The following is a 16,717-nucleotide window of genomic DNA, read 5'->3' on the forward strand; positions in this document are numbered from 1 at the left end:
TTCGAGGTAGAAGATGAATTTACGCGCGCATTTGGCTGCCCTGGCCCTGACGGTGGCTGCACTCGCCTCCACGGCGGATGCCGAAACCATCCGCGTTGCGATCGGCACGCAGGACACGACGATCAACACCGCCACGGGCGGGCTGATGATCCGCGAACTGAAACTGCTCGACAAATATCTGCCGCATGACGGCAAGTACAAGGATGTCACCTATGACATCGAATGGAAGAATTTCACCAGCGGTGCGCCGATCACCAATGAGCAGATCGCCGGAAAGCTCGATTTCGGCGTGATGGCGGATTTCCCGGGTTCGTTCAACGGGCTGGCGCATATCAAGGCGGGACGTAGAAGCCTGTTCATCACCGTGCTGTCCGGCAGCGTCAATGGCAGCGGCAACGGCATTGTCGTGCCGACCAGTTCGCCCATCCAGTCGATCGCTGAGCTCAAGGGCAAGACGATTTCGGTGCCGTTTGCCTCGACATCGCATGGCATGCTGCTCCGGGCAGTCAAGGCTGAGGGCTGGGATGCGCAAAACGACGTCAACATCATCACGCAAGCGCCGGAAGTGGCCGGTCCCGCGCTTCAGGCCAACCGGATCGAGGCGCATGCCGATTTCGTGCCCTTCGCCGAGCTCTTCCCGTGGCGCGGCATTGCCCGCAAGATCTATGACGGATCGCAGGCCAAGACCCCCACTTTCCACGGTGCCCTGGTCGATGCCGATTATGCTGAGAAATATCCCGAAATCGTCGTCGCCTATCTCCGCGCTTCGATCGAGGCGGACCAGCTGATCGCCAAGGAGCCGGAGAAATATAGCGAGTTGATCGCCAAGGTGACCGGCGTCGATGCGGAGGTGGACTATCTGTTCCATGGTCCGCTCGGCTTGCAGACCCGCGATCTCACCTGGAAGCCGGAATATCGCCAGGCCGTGGCGACCGCCATCGACACGCTCAAATATCTCAAGAAGACCGACCGGTCGCTGGATGTGAACAGTTTTGTCGACGACCGCTATATCAAGGCGGCGTTCAAAGCTTCCGGCCTCGATTATGACGCCGCGCTGAAGAATTATGCGCAACTGCCCTTGAACGCCAAGGACGCCGCCACCGGCGAACCGATCAAGGACCCAAAACGCGTCGCCGAGATCTGGGTGAAGGGCGAGCCGCTCGTCCGTCACTACGCCTCGCCGGAAAATGCCTTCAAGGCGCTGAAGGGGCTGGAAGGCGAGGGCAAGTCGATCCGGGTGTTCTATGCGCAGGATCGCGAAAGCAGCATCAAGCTGCTCGGCAACCAGGCGTGGTTCGTGCGGGCCGACGGCGGCGAGATCAGCGCCTTCCTGCTCAAGCAGAACGCGGAAGCCTGGGCCAAGGCGCATGGCGGCAATGTGCTGGATTTCACGAGCGCCAAGGCGTCGATCGTGGCGAGCAATTGAGGTTGTCATGACCCGCTTCGGACGCTGGTTTCGCCGGATCGTTTCCATCGCCATCTGCCTGCTCCTTTGGCAGATGGCATCGGCCTTCAAGGTCAATCTCGGCATTGTGACCTTCGAGAACGTGCCGAGCCCGTTGGATGTGCTCTCGGCAGGGCTGGATTTCCTGCGCTCGCCAAAGCTATTTGCCAATGTGTCGAGCAGCTTGGAACGGGTGCTGGCAGGCTATGGTGCCGCCGCGGTCGTCGGCATAGCGCTCGGCCTGATCATCGGCCGGTCGCGCCGGCTGGGCGATTTCCTGCAGACGCCGCTGGAACTGTTGCGGCCGATCCCGGCTGTTGCCTGGATTCCGCTGGCCGTGCTGATGTTTCCCTCATCGGAACTGTCGATGATCTTCATCACTTTTACCGGGGCCTTGTTTCCAATCCTGCTCAACACGGTGCACGGTGTCGAGAGCGTCGATCCACGGCTGATCGCTTCTGCGCGCAGCCTCGGCTGTACGCGCAGGGCCATGCTGCTTGAAGTGATCATTCCCGGTGCGGCGCCGAATATCGTCACCGGCCTGGTCATCGGCATGGGCACATCCTGGTTCTGCCTGGTGACGGCGGAGATGATCTCCGGCCAGTTCGGCATCGGCTATTACACCTGGGAATCCTACACGCTGCAGAATTATCCGGAAATCATCGTCGGCATGATCGTGATCGGCCTGCTGGGCATGGGCAGCAGCGCCCTGCTCAGACTTGCCGGCAACGCCCTGATTCCCTGGGACAACAAGGAAGCCAAGAGATGAACACCCATCCGCGTAGCTTTCAGGCAGGAACCGGCCGCATCGAGGCGGAGCATATTTCGATCCGGCTCGGCAGCGGCGCCAGGGCGTTCGAGGCCGTGTGCGACGTCAGCTTCAGCATCGCTCCGGGCGAATTCGTCTGTCTGCTGGGGCCGTCGGGCTGCGGCAAGTCGACTGTGCTCGGCGCGCTGGCGGGGCATATCAAGCCTGCGGCCGGGACGCTTTCAGTCGACGGCCAGCCGGTCGGCGGGCCACATCCGGAACGCGGTATCGTATTCCAGCAACACACGCTGTTTCCGTGGAAGAACGCCCGCGACAACGTCGCTTTCGGCCTCAAGATGCGTGGCGTCAAGCGTGATGCGCGGCGGCTCGAGGCAGAGAAGATGCTCGATCTCGTCGGCCTGACCGGCTTTGCCGATCGCTATCCCCGTCAACTCTCGGGCGGCATGCAGCAGCGTGTCGAGATTGCCCGCGTGCTGGTCAATCAGCCGCGATTGTTGCTCATGGACGAGCCGTTCGGGGCACTTGACGCCTTGACGCGGCTCAGGATGCAGGAATTGCTGCTCGATATCTGGGAGCAGTTCCGCAAGACGATCGTCTTCGTCACCCACGATATCGATGAGGCCCTGCTGCTGGCGGACCGCATCATCGTCATGCAGGCGCAGCCAGGCCGCATCCATGAGGAGATCAGCGTGCCGTTCGAGCGGCCGCGCATGACCGAGATCATCGCCTCGGGCGAATTCATGCGCCTGAAGCAACATTGCCTGCATCTGCTGCATAGCGACCGGCGACAGGACAGCCTGGCGCGGCTGTCGCCATTGGGTTGGTGAGCAGGATCAGACTGCGTTCGTTCCGAGGATCGCCGCCAGCAATTGTCCTTCGATCTCGGCGAGTCCCGGCGTACCATGCTTGCGCGGATGCGGATGGGGAACGGCGAGGTCGACGGTCACCCGTCCCTGATCAAGCACGATCACCCGGTCGGCGAGGTTGACGGCTTCGCTGACATCGTGCGTCACCAGCACGGCGGTGAAACCCTGTTCGCGCCAGACGCGGCTCAAAAGCTGCTGCATGCTGATGCGGGTCAGCGCATCAAGCGCGCCCAGCGGCTCGTCGAGCGCGAGAAAATCCGGCTTGGAGACCAGGGCGCGGGCGAGCGCGACGCGCTGCCGCTGGCCGCCGGAAAGCCGCGACGGCCATTCAGCGGATTTCTCCGCCAAGTGCACGTCGTTGAGCGCTGCGCGCGCCCGCGGGCGGGCCTGATCCGCCGGCACGCCGTCGCCCAGGCCGACCGCGACATTGCCGGCGACGTCGGACCATGGCAGCAGGCGAGGCTCCTGGAAGACGATGCGCGAATTCGGCTCGGTGCCGTTGCCATCCGCGTCGGGGAATTCGATCGTGCCGCCGCTTTTCTGTTCCAGACCCATCAGCATCCGCAGCAGGGTGGACTTGCCGCAGCCGCTCTTGCCGACGATGGCGACGAACTGGCCGGCCGGAATGTCGAGATCGACGCCGCGCAGCACGCGATTGCCGGCAAATTCCTTCTCAAGTCCGCGCAGCCTCAGGGCCGCTGGCTTGCGCACGCTCGCTTCTTCGCGATGGGAGGGATTTCCGGCCGCCTGGTCTTGTTTGAGTGCCACATTCATTGCTTTGCTCACTTTTGGTAGACCGGGTTCCAGGCAAGGACGCGCCGCTCCAGCAGGCGCACCGCGACATCGGCTATCTTGCCGAGCATGGCGTAGATGATGAGCGCCAGCACGACGACATCGGTCATCATGAATTCCCGCGCCTGCATCGCCATGTAGCCGATGCCGGACGAAGCGGCGATGGTTTCCGAGACGATCAGCGTCAGCCACATGATGCCGAGCGCATAGCGCAGGCCGACGAAAATCGAGGGCAGCGCCCCGGGGAAAATGATCTTGCGAAACAGGGTCCAGCTGCCCATGCCATAGACGCGGCCCATCTCGATCAGGTCGCGATCGACATTGCGGACGCCGTGATAGGTGTTGAGATAGATCGGGAAGAGCACGCCGAGCGATGTCAGGAAGAGTTTTGACTCTTCGCCGATGCCGAACCAGAGGATCACCAGCGGGATCATCGCCAGATGCGGAATCGTGCGCAGCATCTGCAGGCTGGTGTCGGTCAGCCGTTCGGAAAAGCGCGACACGCCGTTGGCAATGCCGAGCAGAAAGCCGATCGAGCCGCCGACGATGAGGCCGGCAAAGGCGCGGGCGGTGCTGACGGCGATGTCGTGCGGCAATTCGCCTGATATCGTCGTCGACCAGAAGGCTTGCAGCACGGCCGATGGCGACGGCAGAACCCTGCCGGATATCCAGCCGACGGCGGAGGAAAACTGCCAAACGATGACAATAGCGAGCGGCAGCACATAAGGCAGGAAATCGCCGGTCTTAAGCGCGGGTTTGCGGGGGGCTGACACACGCGCTTTGCGGGGCGCTTCGGAACTCGCCACGTCCCTGAAGCTGTCTACTGCTGTCATCGCGTCTCTCCACACTTTCGACGGATTGGAAGCATGAGCGGGAGATTCATCCCCCGCCAAGTTTCTACATTTTGATTTATTCTACATTTTTTATCGATATTATATCGTTCTAAAAAGAGCGTTTCACTAGGATCAGTTTTTCACCTGAAGCCGATTTCGGGAACTCAATTCCAAAAGATGAAGGTGGCTTGAAATCGGCCGGACGGATATTGGGGCTTTCGAGCCGGCCGGATCGTCCGTCAGTGCAAAATTTTCTGGTAATTCTATATTCTCTATGTATTTTGAGCCGGTGTGGTTTAGCTGACACCAGTTCAATTGACGGGAGCACTCTCATGAAACTTTCCAGGCGTACTTTCACCACTGTCATGGCCGGCGCGCTCGCCATGCCGTTCGTCAGCCGCGGAGCGGCTTTTGCCGCCGACAAGGTGGCGCGTATCGGCTACCAGAAATACGGCACATTGGTGCTGCTCAAAGGTAAGGGCATTCTGGAGAAGAAGCTGGAGAGCATCGGCTACGGTGTCGAATGGACCGAATTCCCCGCCGGCCCACAGCTGCTCGAAGCCCTGAATGTCGGTTCCGTCGATTTCGGCTCGACGGGCGAAACGCCGCCGATCTTCGCCCAGGCCGCGGGTGCTGCGCTGGTCTATGTGGCGCATGAGCCGCCGGCACCGCGTGGTGAAGCGATCCTCGTGCCGAAGGACAGCCCGATCAAGACGGTCGCCGATCTCAAGGGCAAGAATGTGGCCTTGAACAAGGGTTCGAACGTGCACTATCTGCTCGTCAAGGCCCTGGAAGAAGCCGGGCTGAAATACGGCGACATCACCACCTCCTACCTCGCTCCGGCCGATGGTCGCGCCGCATTCGAACGCGGCGCCATCGACGCCTGGGTCATCTGGGATCCTTTCCAGGCTGCGGCGGAAGTGGCGCTCGAGGCGCGCGAATTGCGCAACGGCGACGGCCTGGTGCCGAACCACCAGTTCTATCTCGGCGCCCAGCCCTTCGTCGAAGGCAATTCGGACGCTGTCGACGTGCTGATCGAAGCCGTCGGTGAAATCGACACATGGACCAAAGCCAATACCGCCGCCGCTGCCAAGCAACTGGCGCCCGCGATTGGAATTCCGGAAAATGTGCTGGCGCGCGCCCTTGATCGCCAATCCTTCGGGGTCACTGCCCTCGATGACAAGGTCGTGGCACAGCAGCAATCGATTGCCGACACGTTTTTCGACCTCGGCCTCGTGCCGAAGAAGCTGACGATCGCCGACGTGGTGCGCAAAGGCAAGGTCTAACCCGCAGAAACAATACTGTCTTCGACCAATTCAGCGGCTCGCTCCGATAGCGAGCCGTTGAATTCTATCTCACGAAAGCCCGATCTTCCGCAGCCTGTATTCCAGCTTGGCGCGGGTGAGCCCGAGTTGGCGCGCCGCCGCCGAGATATTGCCGCCAGCAGCTTCGAGCGCGGAGCGATAGAGCTCCTCCTCGGCCCGTTTGAGGGTTTCTGGTCCTGTCACCAGCCGCCGTTCCTCCGCGGTTTGCGCGCCCTCTTTAGGCGCGGTGCCGACGCGGCCTTCGCCAGTAAGCCGGAGCGAGAGTGAAGGCAATTTCTCGAAACCGGTGAACAGGTGCTGTATGTCAATCAGCGCACCGCTCTCGGCGAAGATGACGCCGCGCTCGACCAGATTCTGCAATTCGCGGATATTGCCCGGAAAGTCATAGGCAAGCAGTGCGTCCATCGCGCGGCGGGTGAAACCAGCGACGTTGCGGCGATGCCGGTCGCGAAACAGTTTCAGGAAATGCGCCGCCAGCAGGGCAATGTCGTCGCGTCGCTCCCGCAGCGGCGGGATGACGATCGGGAAGACGCAGAGGCGGAAATAGAGGTCCTGGCGGAACCGGCCGGCGCGAACCTCTTCCGTCAGATCGACATTCGAGGCCGCGACCACGCGCACATCCACGCCAATCGTCCGGGAGCCGCCGACCCGCTCGATCTTTTTCTCCTGCAGGGCGCGAAGCAATTTGCCCTGCGCCGAATAGGTGAGCGAGGCGATCTCGTCGAGAAGCAGGGTGCCGCCGTTGGCGCGTTCGAAATAGCCGGCGCGTGACTGGAGCGCGCCGGTAAAGGCACCCTTTTCGACCCCGAAGAGCTCGGATTCGACCAGGTTTTCCGGAATGGCCGCGCAATTGATCGGCACGAACGGGCCGCGCGCCCGGTTGCTCAATTTGTGCAAGGCGTTGGAGAACAGCTCTTTGCCGACGCCGGATTCGCCGATGAACAGCACTGTGGCGTCGGTGTCGGCCACTTTTTCCAGCATCAGCCGTGTCCTGAGGAAGCTGGCAGAGACGCCGACCACCTGGTCTTCGCCCGTCTCCGGCGCATCGCCACCGGCTGATTTTGCCGCTGGCGCCGGCGCGGTGGATTGCACGGCCACATAGCGCCGGCTTTTCCAGTCCAGCCCAAGATAGTGGCGCTCCGGCGCGTCCTTTCCCCAGGCATCGGCGTGCTGGCCCACGACCAGGCAGCGCGAGGCGCCCATGCCCGCGCATTCGACCTCGCGGAAGATCACCGGCCTGCCGAACAGCGTGCTGGTATAGCCCGAGGGATAGCCCGTCTGCATCCAGCAGACCGGCTCGCTGGCAATGCCATAAGTGGAAATATGCTCGGCGGCCTCCGAGGAATCGTCCCAGTAGAACTCGCCGAAATAGGTTCCCTTACGGAGATCGAACTGGAACTGTTTGGTCGTCACCTTGACGAAGCCTTCCAGCGTATGCACGCGCGGTCCTGCTGCAAGCGCATGCGTCAGGTCCTCCTGCGGAAACCGCTTCTGGATTAGTTCGGCATCGCGCACGCCTTGTATGTAGCCCACCCGCATGAACAGGCTCTTTGCAGTCTCTATGCCAAAGGCGTCGATGATTTCCTGCCGGAGCCGGCCCAGCACCAGCGACTGGATCAGCACCATACGCTGGTCGTTCAGCCATATCCGGCCGTCGCCGAGCGCAAAATGCAGCGCTTCGGTGAGATCGGTCAGCGTGGGGGCGGCGCCGGTATCAAGCTCGCTGGAATCACCACGCGTCATCAGCTTACCGGTTTTGCGGGAGGCTTCGGCGAGAGAGATCAAACCGTCGGGCTGCTGCATGTCTGTCATGATGGCATTAATAATTTGATGAATTCATGAATGATATTTCATTATTTTCGTAATCTCAAGGCCGTTGTCGAGGCAGCGAGGCAATGCGCTGTCCACCGCGGAAAACGCAATATTGCCAAGCGCTTGTGCTTTCCTTCGAGCGCGGACGTCGTTCTCCCTTGCAGTCTGGCACGACCCTTGCAGCCATAGCTCCGACCGTCTGAGGAGGCGGCAGGAGGACAGCGGCGGCAAGCCAAGTCGGGCATCCGGAGGGAAAGGCCTGATCTCGTAACGCCAAGCTCTGCATGCGCTCCCTGACAACGGACGGACACTTTTTGAGGAGGAAGACGATGAATATCCAGAACCAGAATTTCCTCGACAGCGAGCGCTGGCAAGGGCGCGCCTTCTTTGCCGATTGGCAGAAGACAGCCGCTGGCGTCATGGACGTGACCGACCCGGCGACGGGGGCGGTGATCGCTTCGGTCGGCATCGGCGGTGCGGTCGATATTGCCCGAGCCGCATCGGAAGCGCGTGCCGCGCAAAAGGCCTGGGCCAAGACCCTGCCGACCGATAGGGCGCGCATTCTATCCAAGGCCGCGGACCTGCTCGAGCAGAACGGTGCGGAGCTGATCCCTTGGATCATGCGGGAGTCCGGATCGATCTATCCGAAGGCCGGCATCGAAATCGAACATGGTGCGCTGTTCATCCGCCATGCCGCATCCCTGGCCACAGCCCCGATGGGGATGATGATCCCGGCGATGGACAACCGGACGAACTATGCCAAGCGCGTGCCGCATGGCGTCGTCGGCGTCATCTCGCCCTTCAACTTTCCGCTTGTCCTCTCCGTCCGCTCGATCGCCGCTGCACTCGCCTTCGGCAATGCCGTGGTTCACAAGCCCGATCCGCGCACGCCGATCTCGGGCGGCATCATCATCGCCCGCATCTTCGAGGAAGCCGGCCTGCCAAAAGGTGTGCTGCAGGTCGTGCCGGGCGGCGCCGATGCCGGCGAGGCCATGTGCACCGATCCGAATATCGCCATGATCTCCTTCACCGGGTCGGCAAGGGGCGGCTCCAAAGTGGCCGAGGTCGCCGGCAGGCATTTCAAGAAAGTGCAGCTGGAACTCGGCGGCAAGAATTCGCTGATCGTGCTTGACGATGCCGATCTCGACGTCGCCGCTTCGAATTCGGCCTGGGGCGCATTCCTGCATCAGGGGCAGATCTGCATGGCGACGGGCCTGATTCTGGCCGACGAAAAGATCGCCGATGCACTGACGGAAAGGCTCGTCACCAAAGCTGCCCATTTGCCGGCCGGCGACCCGTCGACCAATCAGGTGGCGCTGGGTCCGATCATTTCGGACGGTCAGGTGGCCGGTATCCAGGCGATCGTCGACGATGCCGTGGCCAAGGGTGCAAAGCTCCTGGCGGGTGGCACGCATGATGGCCGCTTCTATGCCGCAACCGTGCTTGCCGGCGTCAAACCCGGCATGCGGGCTTTCGATGAGGAAATCTTCGGCCCGGTGGCCTGCATCGCCACCTTCAAGACCGAAGAAGAAGCGATCGAACTCACCAACAACAGCGATTACGGTCTCGCAGCCGGCGTCATCTCGTCCAATACCGGCCGCGCTCTGCGGATCGCCGATGAACTCGATGTCGGTATGGTTCATGTCAATGACCAGACGGTGAATGGCGGTCCCTTCGCGCCTTTCGGCGGCCCGCGCAAATCCGGCAACGGCACCCGTATCGGCGGCCCGGCCGACATCGAAGAATTCACCACCTGGAAGTGGATTTCCGTCAAGGACGTTGCGACGCCCTATCCCTTCTGAGGACGTCCAGAAGCCGGATGCAGGCACCGATGCCTGCATCCGCCGCACTCATTCCCCTTTCATTCCGGAGACTGCCATGCAGATCAAAGCTGCCATCGCCCGCATACAGGGCGCCGACCTCAGCCTCGAAACCATCGATATCGAGGAACCCAGAGACAATGAAATCCTGGTGAAAGTCGTCGCCACCGGCGTCTGCCATACCGATATCGTGGTGCGAGACGGCATGCTGCCGACGCCGCTGCCCGTCGTGCTCGGCCATGAAGGCGCCGGCATTGTCGAAAAAGTCGGCAGCGCCGTTTCGAAAGTTAAAGCCGGCGACAAGGTGGTGATGACGTTCAATTCCTGCGGCCATTGCCCGAGCTGCCAGGACCATCACGTCAGCTATTGCCACGAATTCTTCCCGCGCAATTTCTTTGCCATGCGCAGCGATGGCACCAGCGCACTTTCAGCTGGTGACGAGCCTGTCCATGGCAACTTCTTCGGCCAGTCTTCCTTCGCTACCCACGCCATCTGCCATGAAGTGAATGTCGTGAAAGTGCCGGAGACGGCGCCGCTCGAACTGCTCGGGCCGCTCGCCTGCGGCATTCAGACCGGCGCGGGCGCTGTAATGAACGCACTGAAGGTCTCGGCCGGCAAGTCCTTCGCTGTGTTCGGCTCGGGTTCTGTCGGCCTGTCCGCCTTGATGGCCGCCAAAGTGGTTGGTGCCACGACCATCATTGCGGTGGACATGAACGATGAGCGGCTGGCCATGGCGCGCGAGCTCGGCGCCACGCATGTGATCAATCCCGGCAAGACGGACGCAACGGCCGAGATCATGGCGATCACCGGCCATGGGTTGAATTTCGCGCTCGATACGACCGGAATTTCGAGCGTCATCCGTGCCGCGGTGCTGGCGCTGGCGCCGATGGGAACCTGCGGCATTCTCGGCGCCTCGGCCATGGGCAGCGAGATCAATCTCGACGAAGTGCATTTCATGAGCGGCGGCCGCCGGCTGATGGGCATCGTCGAGGGCGAATCCAATCCGGACACATTCATTCCGATGCTGGCGGCACTCCACGCCCAGGGCCGCTTCCCCTTCGACAAGCTGGTGACGTTCTACGATTTCGACGAGATCAACCAGGCGATCCGCGATTCCGAGAACGGCAAGGCCATCAAGCCGATCGTTCGGATGCAGTAATCACGCTCGATGGTGAAGAGAGGCCCACAACATCGTGGTTCATGCTCAAGGTCGCGCTTGGGCGTGCCCACCAAGCCGAACCTTACCCGTCGTTGTGACGGAGGCATTTGATCTTTCCTGGTTTGTCTGAGAAAGACGGGTCGTGTTCTGACGACACGTGCGGGTTCCGGCTGAGGCGCGATCCTGAACGGGCGTGGGCGTCGCCGGCATGGTCATAGCCTGTCGCTTTGCGGCAACGGACCTGATTGCGGGTGAAGGTGGCGAGTGTCCACGGGTGGCGCCCCGTCGGCCTTTGGCCGATGGCCGCGCTATTGCTATGGGGATCGCCACCCTTTGGATGAGCCTCAGAGGGCGGGCGAGGCATGGCGGGTAACGTCGGCTTGGCCATTGTGGATTGGTCTATCCAATGCCCGCACGGCTTCGAGGAGCACGGCGGCCCCGAAGGCTATGTCGTCATTGTCGGCAAACTCGTCCGGCGCATGACTTCTGCCGGCAAGGCAGGGAATGAAGATCATCGCCGACCGTGCGATCCGCGCGAGGAAGGCGGCATCATGGCCTGCGCCGGAGGCGAGTTGCCGGTGCGATCCGCCGAGACGTTCGACGGCTTCCATCAGGATGACGCCGAGATCGGCGTCCATCGGCACGGCGGGCGCATCGGATATTCGACTTTGGGCGATTGCGAGACCGTCACCCTCGGCCACGGCAGCGCAGAGGTCGTCCAGGGCCGCGGCAAATCTATCCAGGTCCTCGCGTTGTTCGGAACGGATATCGACCAGCAATCGAACATGGGACGGCACGACATTGGCGGCATTGGGCAGCATTGCGAATTCGCCGACGGTCGCGGCAAAATGCCGGGGCCGCCGGGACAGATCAGTTGCCAATTGTTCGATGCCGAGGATAAGCTTCGATGCTGCCACCAGCGCATCGCGGCGTGCGCCCATGGGTGTGGTGCCGGCGTGATCGGCCCGGCCTTCGATCGTGATTTCGCTGCGCGAAATGCCGGCGATCGCAGTCACGATGCCGACGTCGCTGTTTTCGGTTTCGAGAATGACCCCTTGTTCGATATGCAGTTCCAGGAAGGCCTTGATGTCCTGCCGCGGCGGGTCGGCGGCCTCGCTGCCGCCTGCGGCGACCAGCCCTTGCGCCAGGGTGATGCCGTCTGCCCGCCGCTCGAGCCATTCCGGCGGCCTTATGCCCGCCATGCCGCGGCTTCCGACGCAGGAGACACCGAAGATCGAGACTTCCTCAGCCAGGAAATCGACGATCTCCAAGTCATGGTCGAGCTCGATCCCGGCATCGGCGAGCGATCGTGCCACTTCCAGCGCCGTTATCACACCGGCAATGCCGTCAAACCTGCCGCCATCGGGGACGGTGTCTGAATGCGAGCCGAGCATGAATGTCCCCGATCCCGGCCTGCCGCCCGCGCGGCGGCCGATCAGGTTGCCCGATGCGTCGACACGAGTCTCCAGGCCCGCGGCCTGGAATCGATTGGCAAGCCAGGCGCGGCCCTCCAGATGCAGCGCGCTGAAGGCGCGGCGCGTCCAGGGGCGACCCGGTTCGGTGATGGCAGCCAGCGCATCGATATCCTCCGCGATGCGTGCCGCCGAGACTGGCAGATTGCTTTTGTCGCGGGGGCTGTTCATGCGGTCGACCTCGACAGTGCCAGGGATGCCGGTGGCCGTATGAAACGGCCCGCGCCCGGCGCGGCAAGCACCGTCGCGCCATCATAGACAAGTTCACCGCGGCGATAGGTGGCGCTGACCCGATAGGGCAGGGTCATGCCGTCATAGGGCGACCATCCGGCGACATTGTTGCCGGTCTTGCCAGCATCGTAGACATAGGGCTCCGGCGTCAGCACCGCGATGTCGGCATGTTTACCGGGCTCGAGCGCTCCTTTTTCATGGTCGATGCGGAAATGCCGCGCAGGGTTGAGTGCCATCAGCCGTGCGCCCCAGCTGAGCGGCACGCCACGCTCCAATGCGCCCCTGACGAAGAGTGGCATCAGTGCTTCCAGGCCCGGCAGACCCGAGGCATTGGCCAGCATGTCGGGATTCGTCTTGCGGTCGAGCGACCAGCTGACATGGTCGGTGGAAAGAAGCGTGACATTGCCGGCAGCAAGCTGCCGCCACAGTGCTTCCACTTCGGCGCGCGGCCGGATCGGCGGATTGCATTTGGACCGCCCGCCGAGCCGCTTCGCATCGGTCTCCTCGTCCAGCGTCAGATAATGGATCAGGCATTCGACGGTCGCGGCATATCCCTGCGCCCGGTAGGCCGAGGCGATCTCGTAACCGCGCGACAGGGAGCAATGCACGACATGCGCCGGGCAGCCCGTTTGCGCGCCGATCTCATAGATCTCGTGCATGGCCAGCAGTTCCGTCAACGGCGGGCGAGACAGGCCGTGAGCGGTGTAGTCCGTGATGCCCCCTGCTTTCACCTTGGCCATGGCGGCACGGACATACTCGTCGTTCTCGTTGTGCACGCCTGCGGTCAGGCCGGTCTTGGCGACTTCTGCAAAACACTCCGCCAGCAGCGCCGGCGGGATGCGCGGAAAGCGCTTCGGGTCGGTGCCGAATGTGGAGAACTTGAAGGCTGCGACGCCGGCCTCCGCCTGTTCGGCGATGCGGAGCGGGCCTTCCTCGGGATCGATGGTGCCGTACAGCGCAAAGTCGATGCGTGCCTGTGCCTCGGCATGGGCGATCTTCGCGCTCACGGCTTCGGCCGAGCAGACGAGGTTGCCCTCGTCATAGGGCATGTCGACGATGGTGGTGACGCCGCCGGCGGCCGCAGCTCGCGTCGACCAGATGAAATCCTCCTGGTTTTTCTGGCTGAGCGAATGCACCTGGGCATCGATCGCGCCGGGCATGATCAATGCAGCACCGAGATCGTGTTGCTCGCGGGCCGCAGGCATGGCGCCCTGTCCCAGCATGGCGATGAAGCCGTCACGGACAGCGATGAAACCGGATGGCACAACCCGGTCGGGCAGGACCAGCGTGCCCTTGAGGACGAGATCGAAATCGGACATCGGAAGTCCCGAAGAATGAGAGCCACGCCCGCAATCTAGGGCGAGCCGCCGCACGAGGGGATATGCCGATTTCTGGACAGGCTATGCAGCGGTGAGCGATTGCGCGATCTGCATGGCGATTCGGCGCGACGCCTGGGTCCGTTGCCAGACGAGATGGAAGCCGACCCGTGGTGCATCCGGCAGCCTGACGATGCCGATCGGACGGTCGAGCGCGGCGACCGCCTCCAGCGGCAGCACGGTGAGATAGCCGTGGTCGAGAACGAGGTTGATGACGATCGACAGTGCATCGACCTCTACCAGCCGTGCCGCCGCCTGGCCCTCGTCGCCGAGGAAGGGTTCAAGCGCTTCGCTGATCGACTGGCGCAACCCGCTTCGCAGGCTGGGCACCGCGATCAGATGGTGGTCGATCAGCGGCCGGATCGCCACTCCCGCCGCAACGACATCGATTGAGCCGATCAGGACCAGCTCGCCGGAAAAAATCTCGCGGCTCTCGAAACGCTTGTTGCGTAGCGCGATGTCGGTCAGCGCCACATCGAACCGGCCGGCCCGCAGCCCCTCTGCCAGATCCTCTGCCGTCGTGCTGCTGACAAACAGATCGGGCTTGCCTTCGTCGGCGCGCCAGGCCGCAACCAAGGCGGCCAGTCGGGCCGCAAGCCGGCTTTCGTGGCCGACCGGAATGATCGTGCCGAGCCTGACAGTGCGCAGCTCTCGGGCAAAGCGCTTGCGCGCCGGTCCCGTCAGGCTGGCGAGTTTCGCTGACAGTGCCAGCGCCGCGTCTGCGAATTCCAGCCCCTCGGGCGTGGGTTCGCAGCCATGCATCTGGCGCAAAAGCAGCGTCCGTCCGACGGTCCGTTCGAGTTCGGCCATCTGCCGCGACAGGTTCGGCTGGGCGATACCGAGTTCGCGCGCGGCGCGGCGGATCGACCCGGCGCGGATGACCGCATTGAAATTGGCGAGTACAGTTACCGGCATGGCATTCTTCGCAGCCCAAGGCAGGACGTGGTCTGATCCAGCCCCCAGCTCGCCCGCGATCGCAGCGATGGCGGACAGGATTTCTACGAAAGCAGGGATCGAACGTGCAAGGTTTTCGCCCGCCAGCGTGAGCGACAGGCCCCCGTCGCGGCGAGCCGCCAGCTTCAGGGCCAGTTCGGCCTCGAATCGCTCGAAGGCATCGGCGACGCTCGATGGCGGACGGCCGAGCAGTGCAGCGGCGCCGCGCACCGAACTCTCCTGCATCACCGCAAGCGCGGTTGCCAGCGTCGCTGTGTCCATTCAACCGCGCTCCATGCCGCATCGCGCATCCATTGTCCGGTTTTTAGCATATCCTGCTTGGCCGGCAAGCTGACTAATCTTGCCTCGACGATGAGGGGACTGTCGATGACGCCGATGACCATATCCATAGGCACAAAACCACTGACGATCGCCGATATCGGCGCCATCGCCGAACGCAGGGCGATCGTGGCGTTGTCGGTGGACGGCCGTGACGCGGTCAGCAAGGCGCGTGCGGTGGTCGACCGGCTCGTGGACGAGAAGATTCCCGCCTATGGCGTGACGACAGGCGTCGGCAGCCAGAAGGACTTTGCCGTCGATCCCGAGGCCATCGCCCGTTACAACGACCTGATGATCACGGCGCATGCCACGCTCGCGCCGGGCCGCAATGCCCCGCGGCAGGTGGTGCGCGCAGCCCTCGCCATCCAGCTCTCGCTCTTCGCGCGCGGCCGTTCCGGCGTTCGGCTCGAATTGGTGGAGAGCCTGCTGGCGCGGCTCCAGGTCGACGACCTGCCCGGCGCACGGCTCGGCATGTCTGTCGGCGCCTCCGATATCGTTGCGATGAGCCAAATGGCGGTGCCACTGATCGGCCGGACAGGTGCCCAGGCTGGCGGACATGGTCCTTTGCCGCTTGATGGCCTTACGGCCAAGGAAGCAGTGTCCTTGCTCAATTCCAACAGCCTCATGCTTGCCGAGGGGGTGCTGGCGCTCCGGGAATTGCGTGCGCTGCTCGACGCCGCCTCGCTCGCCGGCGCCATGTCGATGGAAGGCCTGCGCGGCAACCTCCGCTCCTGGAGCGAAAAGGTCGATCTGGCGCGCGGCCAGCCGGGGCAGATCCGGGCGGGCAAGGCGCTACGTGCTGCCCTTGCCAACAGCAGCCTCTGGCGGCCCGGAGAGGCACGGTTCCTGCAGGACCCGCTCAGCTTCCGTTGCGTCCCGCAGATCCATGGCGCGGCCGAGGCGGCCTTCGATTTCGCTTATGCCATCTTCGAGACGGAATTGGGCGCAGCCTGCGATAACCCGATCATAGACAAGGACACAGGCGAGTTCATCTCGCACGGAAACATGGAGACCACCGCCTGTGCGCTCGCGATGGATACGCTGCGCCAGGCGATCGCCAAGGTGATCGAAGCCTCCGGCCAGCGTATCCACAAGATCCAGTGGCCCGGCTTCACCGGCCTGCCGACCAGCTTGGCCGCGGAGCCCGGTGCGATCGGCGGCGTGCAGTTCCTCAATTTCGGTCACATCGCTGGCGCCACTGTCGGTGCTGTGCGGCAGGCGGCTCATCCGGCCATGCTCAACTATTCCGGCCAGCTCGATGACGGCGTCGAGGACGTCGCCGGCAATGCGCCGCAATCGGTGGCCGAAACGGTACGCATGCTGGAGCCCGCCTGGACCGTTGTCGCGATCGAAGCCGCCTGCGCAGTGTGGGCCATTCACCGTCGCGCCCTCGACATCAAAACCCTCGGTGATGGTCTGAAGCCGGTGGTGGAGCGCATTCTGCCGGTCCTGCCGATTGGCACCGAAGGTCAGAGGATTTTCGACCTGGGCCTGATCGTCGATATCCTGAAGGCCGAATTCGGCGTTACCCAGTCGCTGGCGTAAG

13 protein-coding genes are annotated in these 16,717 nt (G+C 62.9%); 7 read left to right on the forward strand and 6 right to left on the reverse strand.

Annotated elements, in window-relative coordinates:
- Nucleotides 1–13: 13 nt before the first annotated feature.
- From AC1D06_RS00185 to AC1D06_RS00195, 3 genes are read left to right on the forward strand one after another with little or no spacing between them, the layout of a single operon-like run.
- Nucleotides 14–1,426: an ABC transporter substrate-binding protein gene (locus tag AC1D06_RS00185; protein WP_477984098.1), complete on the forward strand. Its 1,413-nt coding sequence runs from the start codon at nucleotides 14–16 to the stop codon at nucleotides 1,424–1,426.
- Nucleotides 1,427–1,433: 7 nt separating this feature from the next.
- Entirely contained in the window at nucleotides 1,434–2,213 is a 780-nt protein-coding gene (locus AC1D06_RS00190; protein ID WP_477984100.1) for an ABC transporter permease, read from the forward strand.
- Nucleotides 2,210–3,040 carry an ABC transporter ATP-binding protein gene (locus tag AC1D06_RS00195; RefSeq protein WP_477984102.1) on the forward strand — a complete coding sequence of 277 codons (831 nt, stop codon included), beginning with the start codon at nucleotides 2,210–2,212 and terminating at the stop codon, nucleotides 3,038–3,040. Before AC1D06_RS00190 ends, AC1D06_RS00195 begins: the two co-directional genes overlap by 4 nt.
- A 6-nt stretch (nucleotides 3,041–3,046) precedes the next feature.
- Here the strand turns inward: AC1D06_RS00195 and AC1D06_RS00200 are convergent, their stop codons facing one another.
- Together AC1D06_RS00200 and ssuC are read right to left on the reverse strand one after the other, a co-directional pair.
- Nucleotides 3,047–3,853, reverse strand: coding sequence for an ABC transporter ATP-binding protein (locus AC1D06_RS00200; protein WP_477984104.1), 807 nt, complete (start codon nucleotides 3,851–3,853; stop codon nucleotides 3,047–3,049).
- Nucleotides 3,854–3,861: 8 nt separating this feature from the next.
- Nucleotides 3,862–4,704 (reverse strand): aliphatic sulfonate ABC transporter permease SsuC, encoded by an 843-nt coding sequence (gene ssuC / locus AC1D06_RS00205; protein ID WP_477875219.1) that lies wholly within the window; start codon nucleotides 4,702–4,704, stop codon nucleotides 3,862–3,864.
- A 332-nt stretch (nucleotides 4,705–5,036) separates the two neighbouring features.
- Here ssuC and AC1D06_RS00210 point away from each other — a divergent pair, with 332 nt between their 5' ends.
- Nucleotides 5,037–5,990 carry a sulfonate ABC transporter substrate-binding protein gene (locus tag AC1D06_RS00210; RefSeq protein WP_477875221.1) on the forward strand — a complete coding sequence of 318 codons (954 nt, stop codon included), beginning with the start codon at nucleotides 5,037–5,039 and terminating at the stop codon, nucleotides 5,988–5,990.
- 69 nt (nucleotides 5,991–6,059) lie between these two features.
- On the opposite strand, the gene AC1D06_RS00215 is transcribed toward AC1D06_RS00210, so the two are convergent.
- A complete protein-coding gene (locus AC1D06_RS00215; RefSeq protein ID WP_477984106.1) occupies nucleotides 6,060–7,841 on the reverse strand; it encodes a sigma 54-interacting transcriptional regulator in 1,782 nt (593 codons plus the stop codon).
- 329 nt (nucleotides 7,842–8,170) lie between these two features.
- Between AC1D06_RS00215 and AC1D06_RS00220 the strand changes: the two genes are divergently transcribed.
- Nucleotides 8,171–9,643, forward strand: coding sequence for a benzaldehyde dehydrogenase (locus tag AC1D06_RS00220; protein ID WP_477875225.1), 1,473 nt, complete (start codon nucleotides 8,171–8,173; stop codon nucleotides 9,641–9,643).
- 76 nt (nucleotides 9,644–9,719) lie between these two features.
- Nucleotides 9,720–10,820 (forward strand): NAD(P)-dependent alcohol dehydrogenase, encoded by a 1,101-nt coding sequence (locus AC1D06_RS00225; protein WP_477984108.1) that lies wholly within the window; start codon nucleotides 9,720–9,722, stop codon nucleotides 10,818–10,820.
- A 344-nt stretch (nucleotides 10,821–11,164) separates the two neighbouring features.
- On the opposite strand, the gene AC1D06_RS00230 is transcribed toward AC1D06_RS00225, so the two are convergent.
- The 3 genes from AC1D06_RS00230 to AC1D06_RS00240 all read right to left on the reverse strand — a co-directional run bounded on the left by AC1D06_RS00230 (nucleotide 11,165) and on the right by AC1D06_RS00240 (nucleotide 15,114).
- Complete coding sequence (locus AC1D06_RS00230; protein WP_477984110.1) at nucleotides 11,165–12,463, reverse strand: Zn-dependent hydrolase; 1,299 nt, start codon at nucleotides 12,461–12,463, stop codon at nucleotides 11,165–11,167.
- Nucleotides 12,460–13,842, reverse strand: coding sequence for a dihydroorotase (locus AC1D06_RS00235; protein WP_477984112.1), 1,383 nt, complete (start codon nucleotides 13,840–13,842; stop codon nucleotides 12,460–12,462). Before AC1D06_RS00235 ends, AC1D06_RS00230 begins: the two co-directional genes overlap by 4 nt.
- A gap of 81 nt (nucleotides 13,843–13,923) precedes the next feature.
- Entirely contained in the window at nucleotides 13,924–15,114 is a 1,191-nt protein-coding gene (locus tag AC1D06_RS00240) for a LysR family transcriptional regulator (RefSeq protein ID WP_477984114.1), read from the reverse strand.
- Nucleotides 15,115–15,219: 105 nt separating this feature from the next.
- Here AC1D06_RS00240 and AC1D06_RS00245 point away from each other — a divergent pair, with 105 nt between their 5' ends.
- On the forward strand, nucleotides 15,220–16,716 hold the full coding sequence (locus tag AC1D06_RS00245; RefSeq protein ID WP_477875235.1) for an aromatic amino acid lyase: 1,497 nt from the start codon (nucleotides 15,220–15,222) through the stop codon (nucleotides 16,714–16,716).
- The last annotated feature ends 1 nt before the right edge of the window (nucleotide 16,717 follow it).

It is taken from the genome of Rhizobium sp. P2_G2, from assembly GCF_056403555.1.

Coding starts and splice junctions, on each gene's coding strand:
- AC1D06_RS00185 (WP_477984098.1), top strand. CDS start 14: ATGAATTTACGCGCGCATTTGGCTGCCCTGGCCCTGACGGTGGCTGCA.
- AC1D06_RS00190 (WP_477984100.1), top strand. CDS start 1,434: ATGACCCGCTTCGGACGCTGGTTTCGCCGGATCGTTTCCATCGCCATC.
- AC1D06_RS00195 (WP_477984102.1), top strand. CDS start 2,210: ATGAACACCCATCCGCGTAGCTTTCAGGCAGGAACCGGCCGCATCGAG.
- AC1D06_RS00200 (WP_477984104.1), bottom strand. CDS start 3,853: ATGAATGTGGCACTCAAACAAGACCAGGCGGCCGGAAATCCCTCCCAT.
- ssuC (WP_477875219.1), bottom strand. CDS start 4,704: ATGACAGCAGTAGACAGCTTCAGGGACGTGGCGAGTTCCGAAGCGCCC.
- AC1D06_RS00210 (WP_477875221.1), top strand. CDS start 5,037: ATGAAACTTTCCAGGCGTACTTTCACCACTGTCATGGCCGGCGCGCTC.
- AC1D06_RS00215 (WP_477984106.1), bottom strand. CDS start 7,841: ATGACAGACATGCAGCAGCCCGACGGTTTGATCTCTCTCGCCGAAGCC.
- AC1D06_RS00220 (WP_477875225.1), top strand. CDS start 8,171: ATGAATATCCAGAACCAGAATTTCCTCGACAGCGAGCGCTGGCAAGGG.
- AC1D06_RS00225 (WP_477984108.1), top strand. CDS start 9,720: ATGCAGATCAAAGCTGCCATCGCCCGCATACAGGGCGCCGACCTCAGC.
- AC1D06_RS00230 (WP_477984110.1), bottom strand. CDS start 12,463: ATGAACAGCCCCCGCGACAAAAGCAATCTGCCAGTCTCGGCGGCACGC.
- AC1D06_RS00235 (WP_477984112.1), bottom strand. CDS start 13,842: ATGTCCGATTTCGATCTCGTCCTCAAGGGCACGCTGGTCCTGCCCGAC.
- AC1D06_RS00240 (WP_477984114.1), bottom strand. CDS start 15,114: ATGGACACAGCGACGCTGGCAACCGCGCTTGCGGTGATGCAGGAGAGT.
- AC1D06_RS00245 (WP_477875235.1), top strand. CDS start 15,220: ATGACGCCGATGACCATATCCATAGGCACAAAACCACTGACGATCGCC.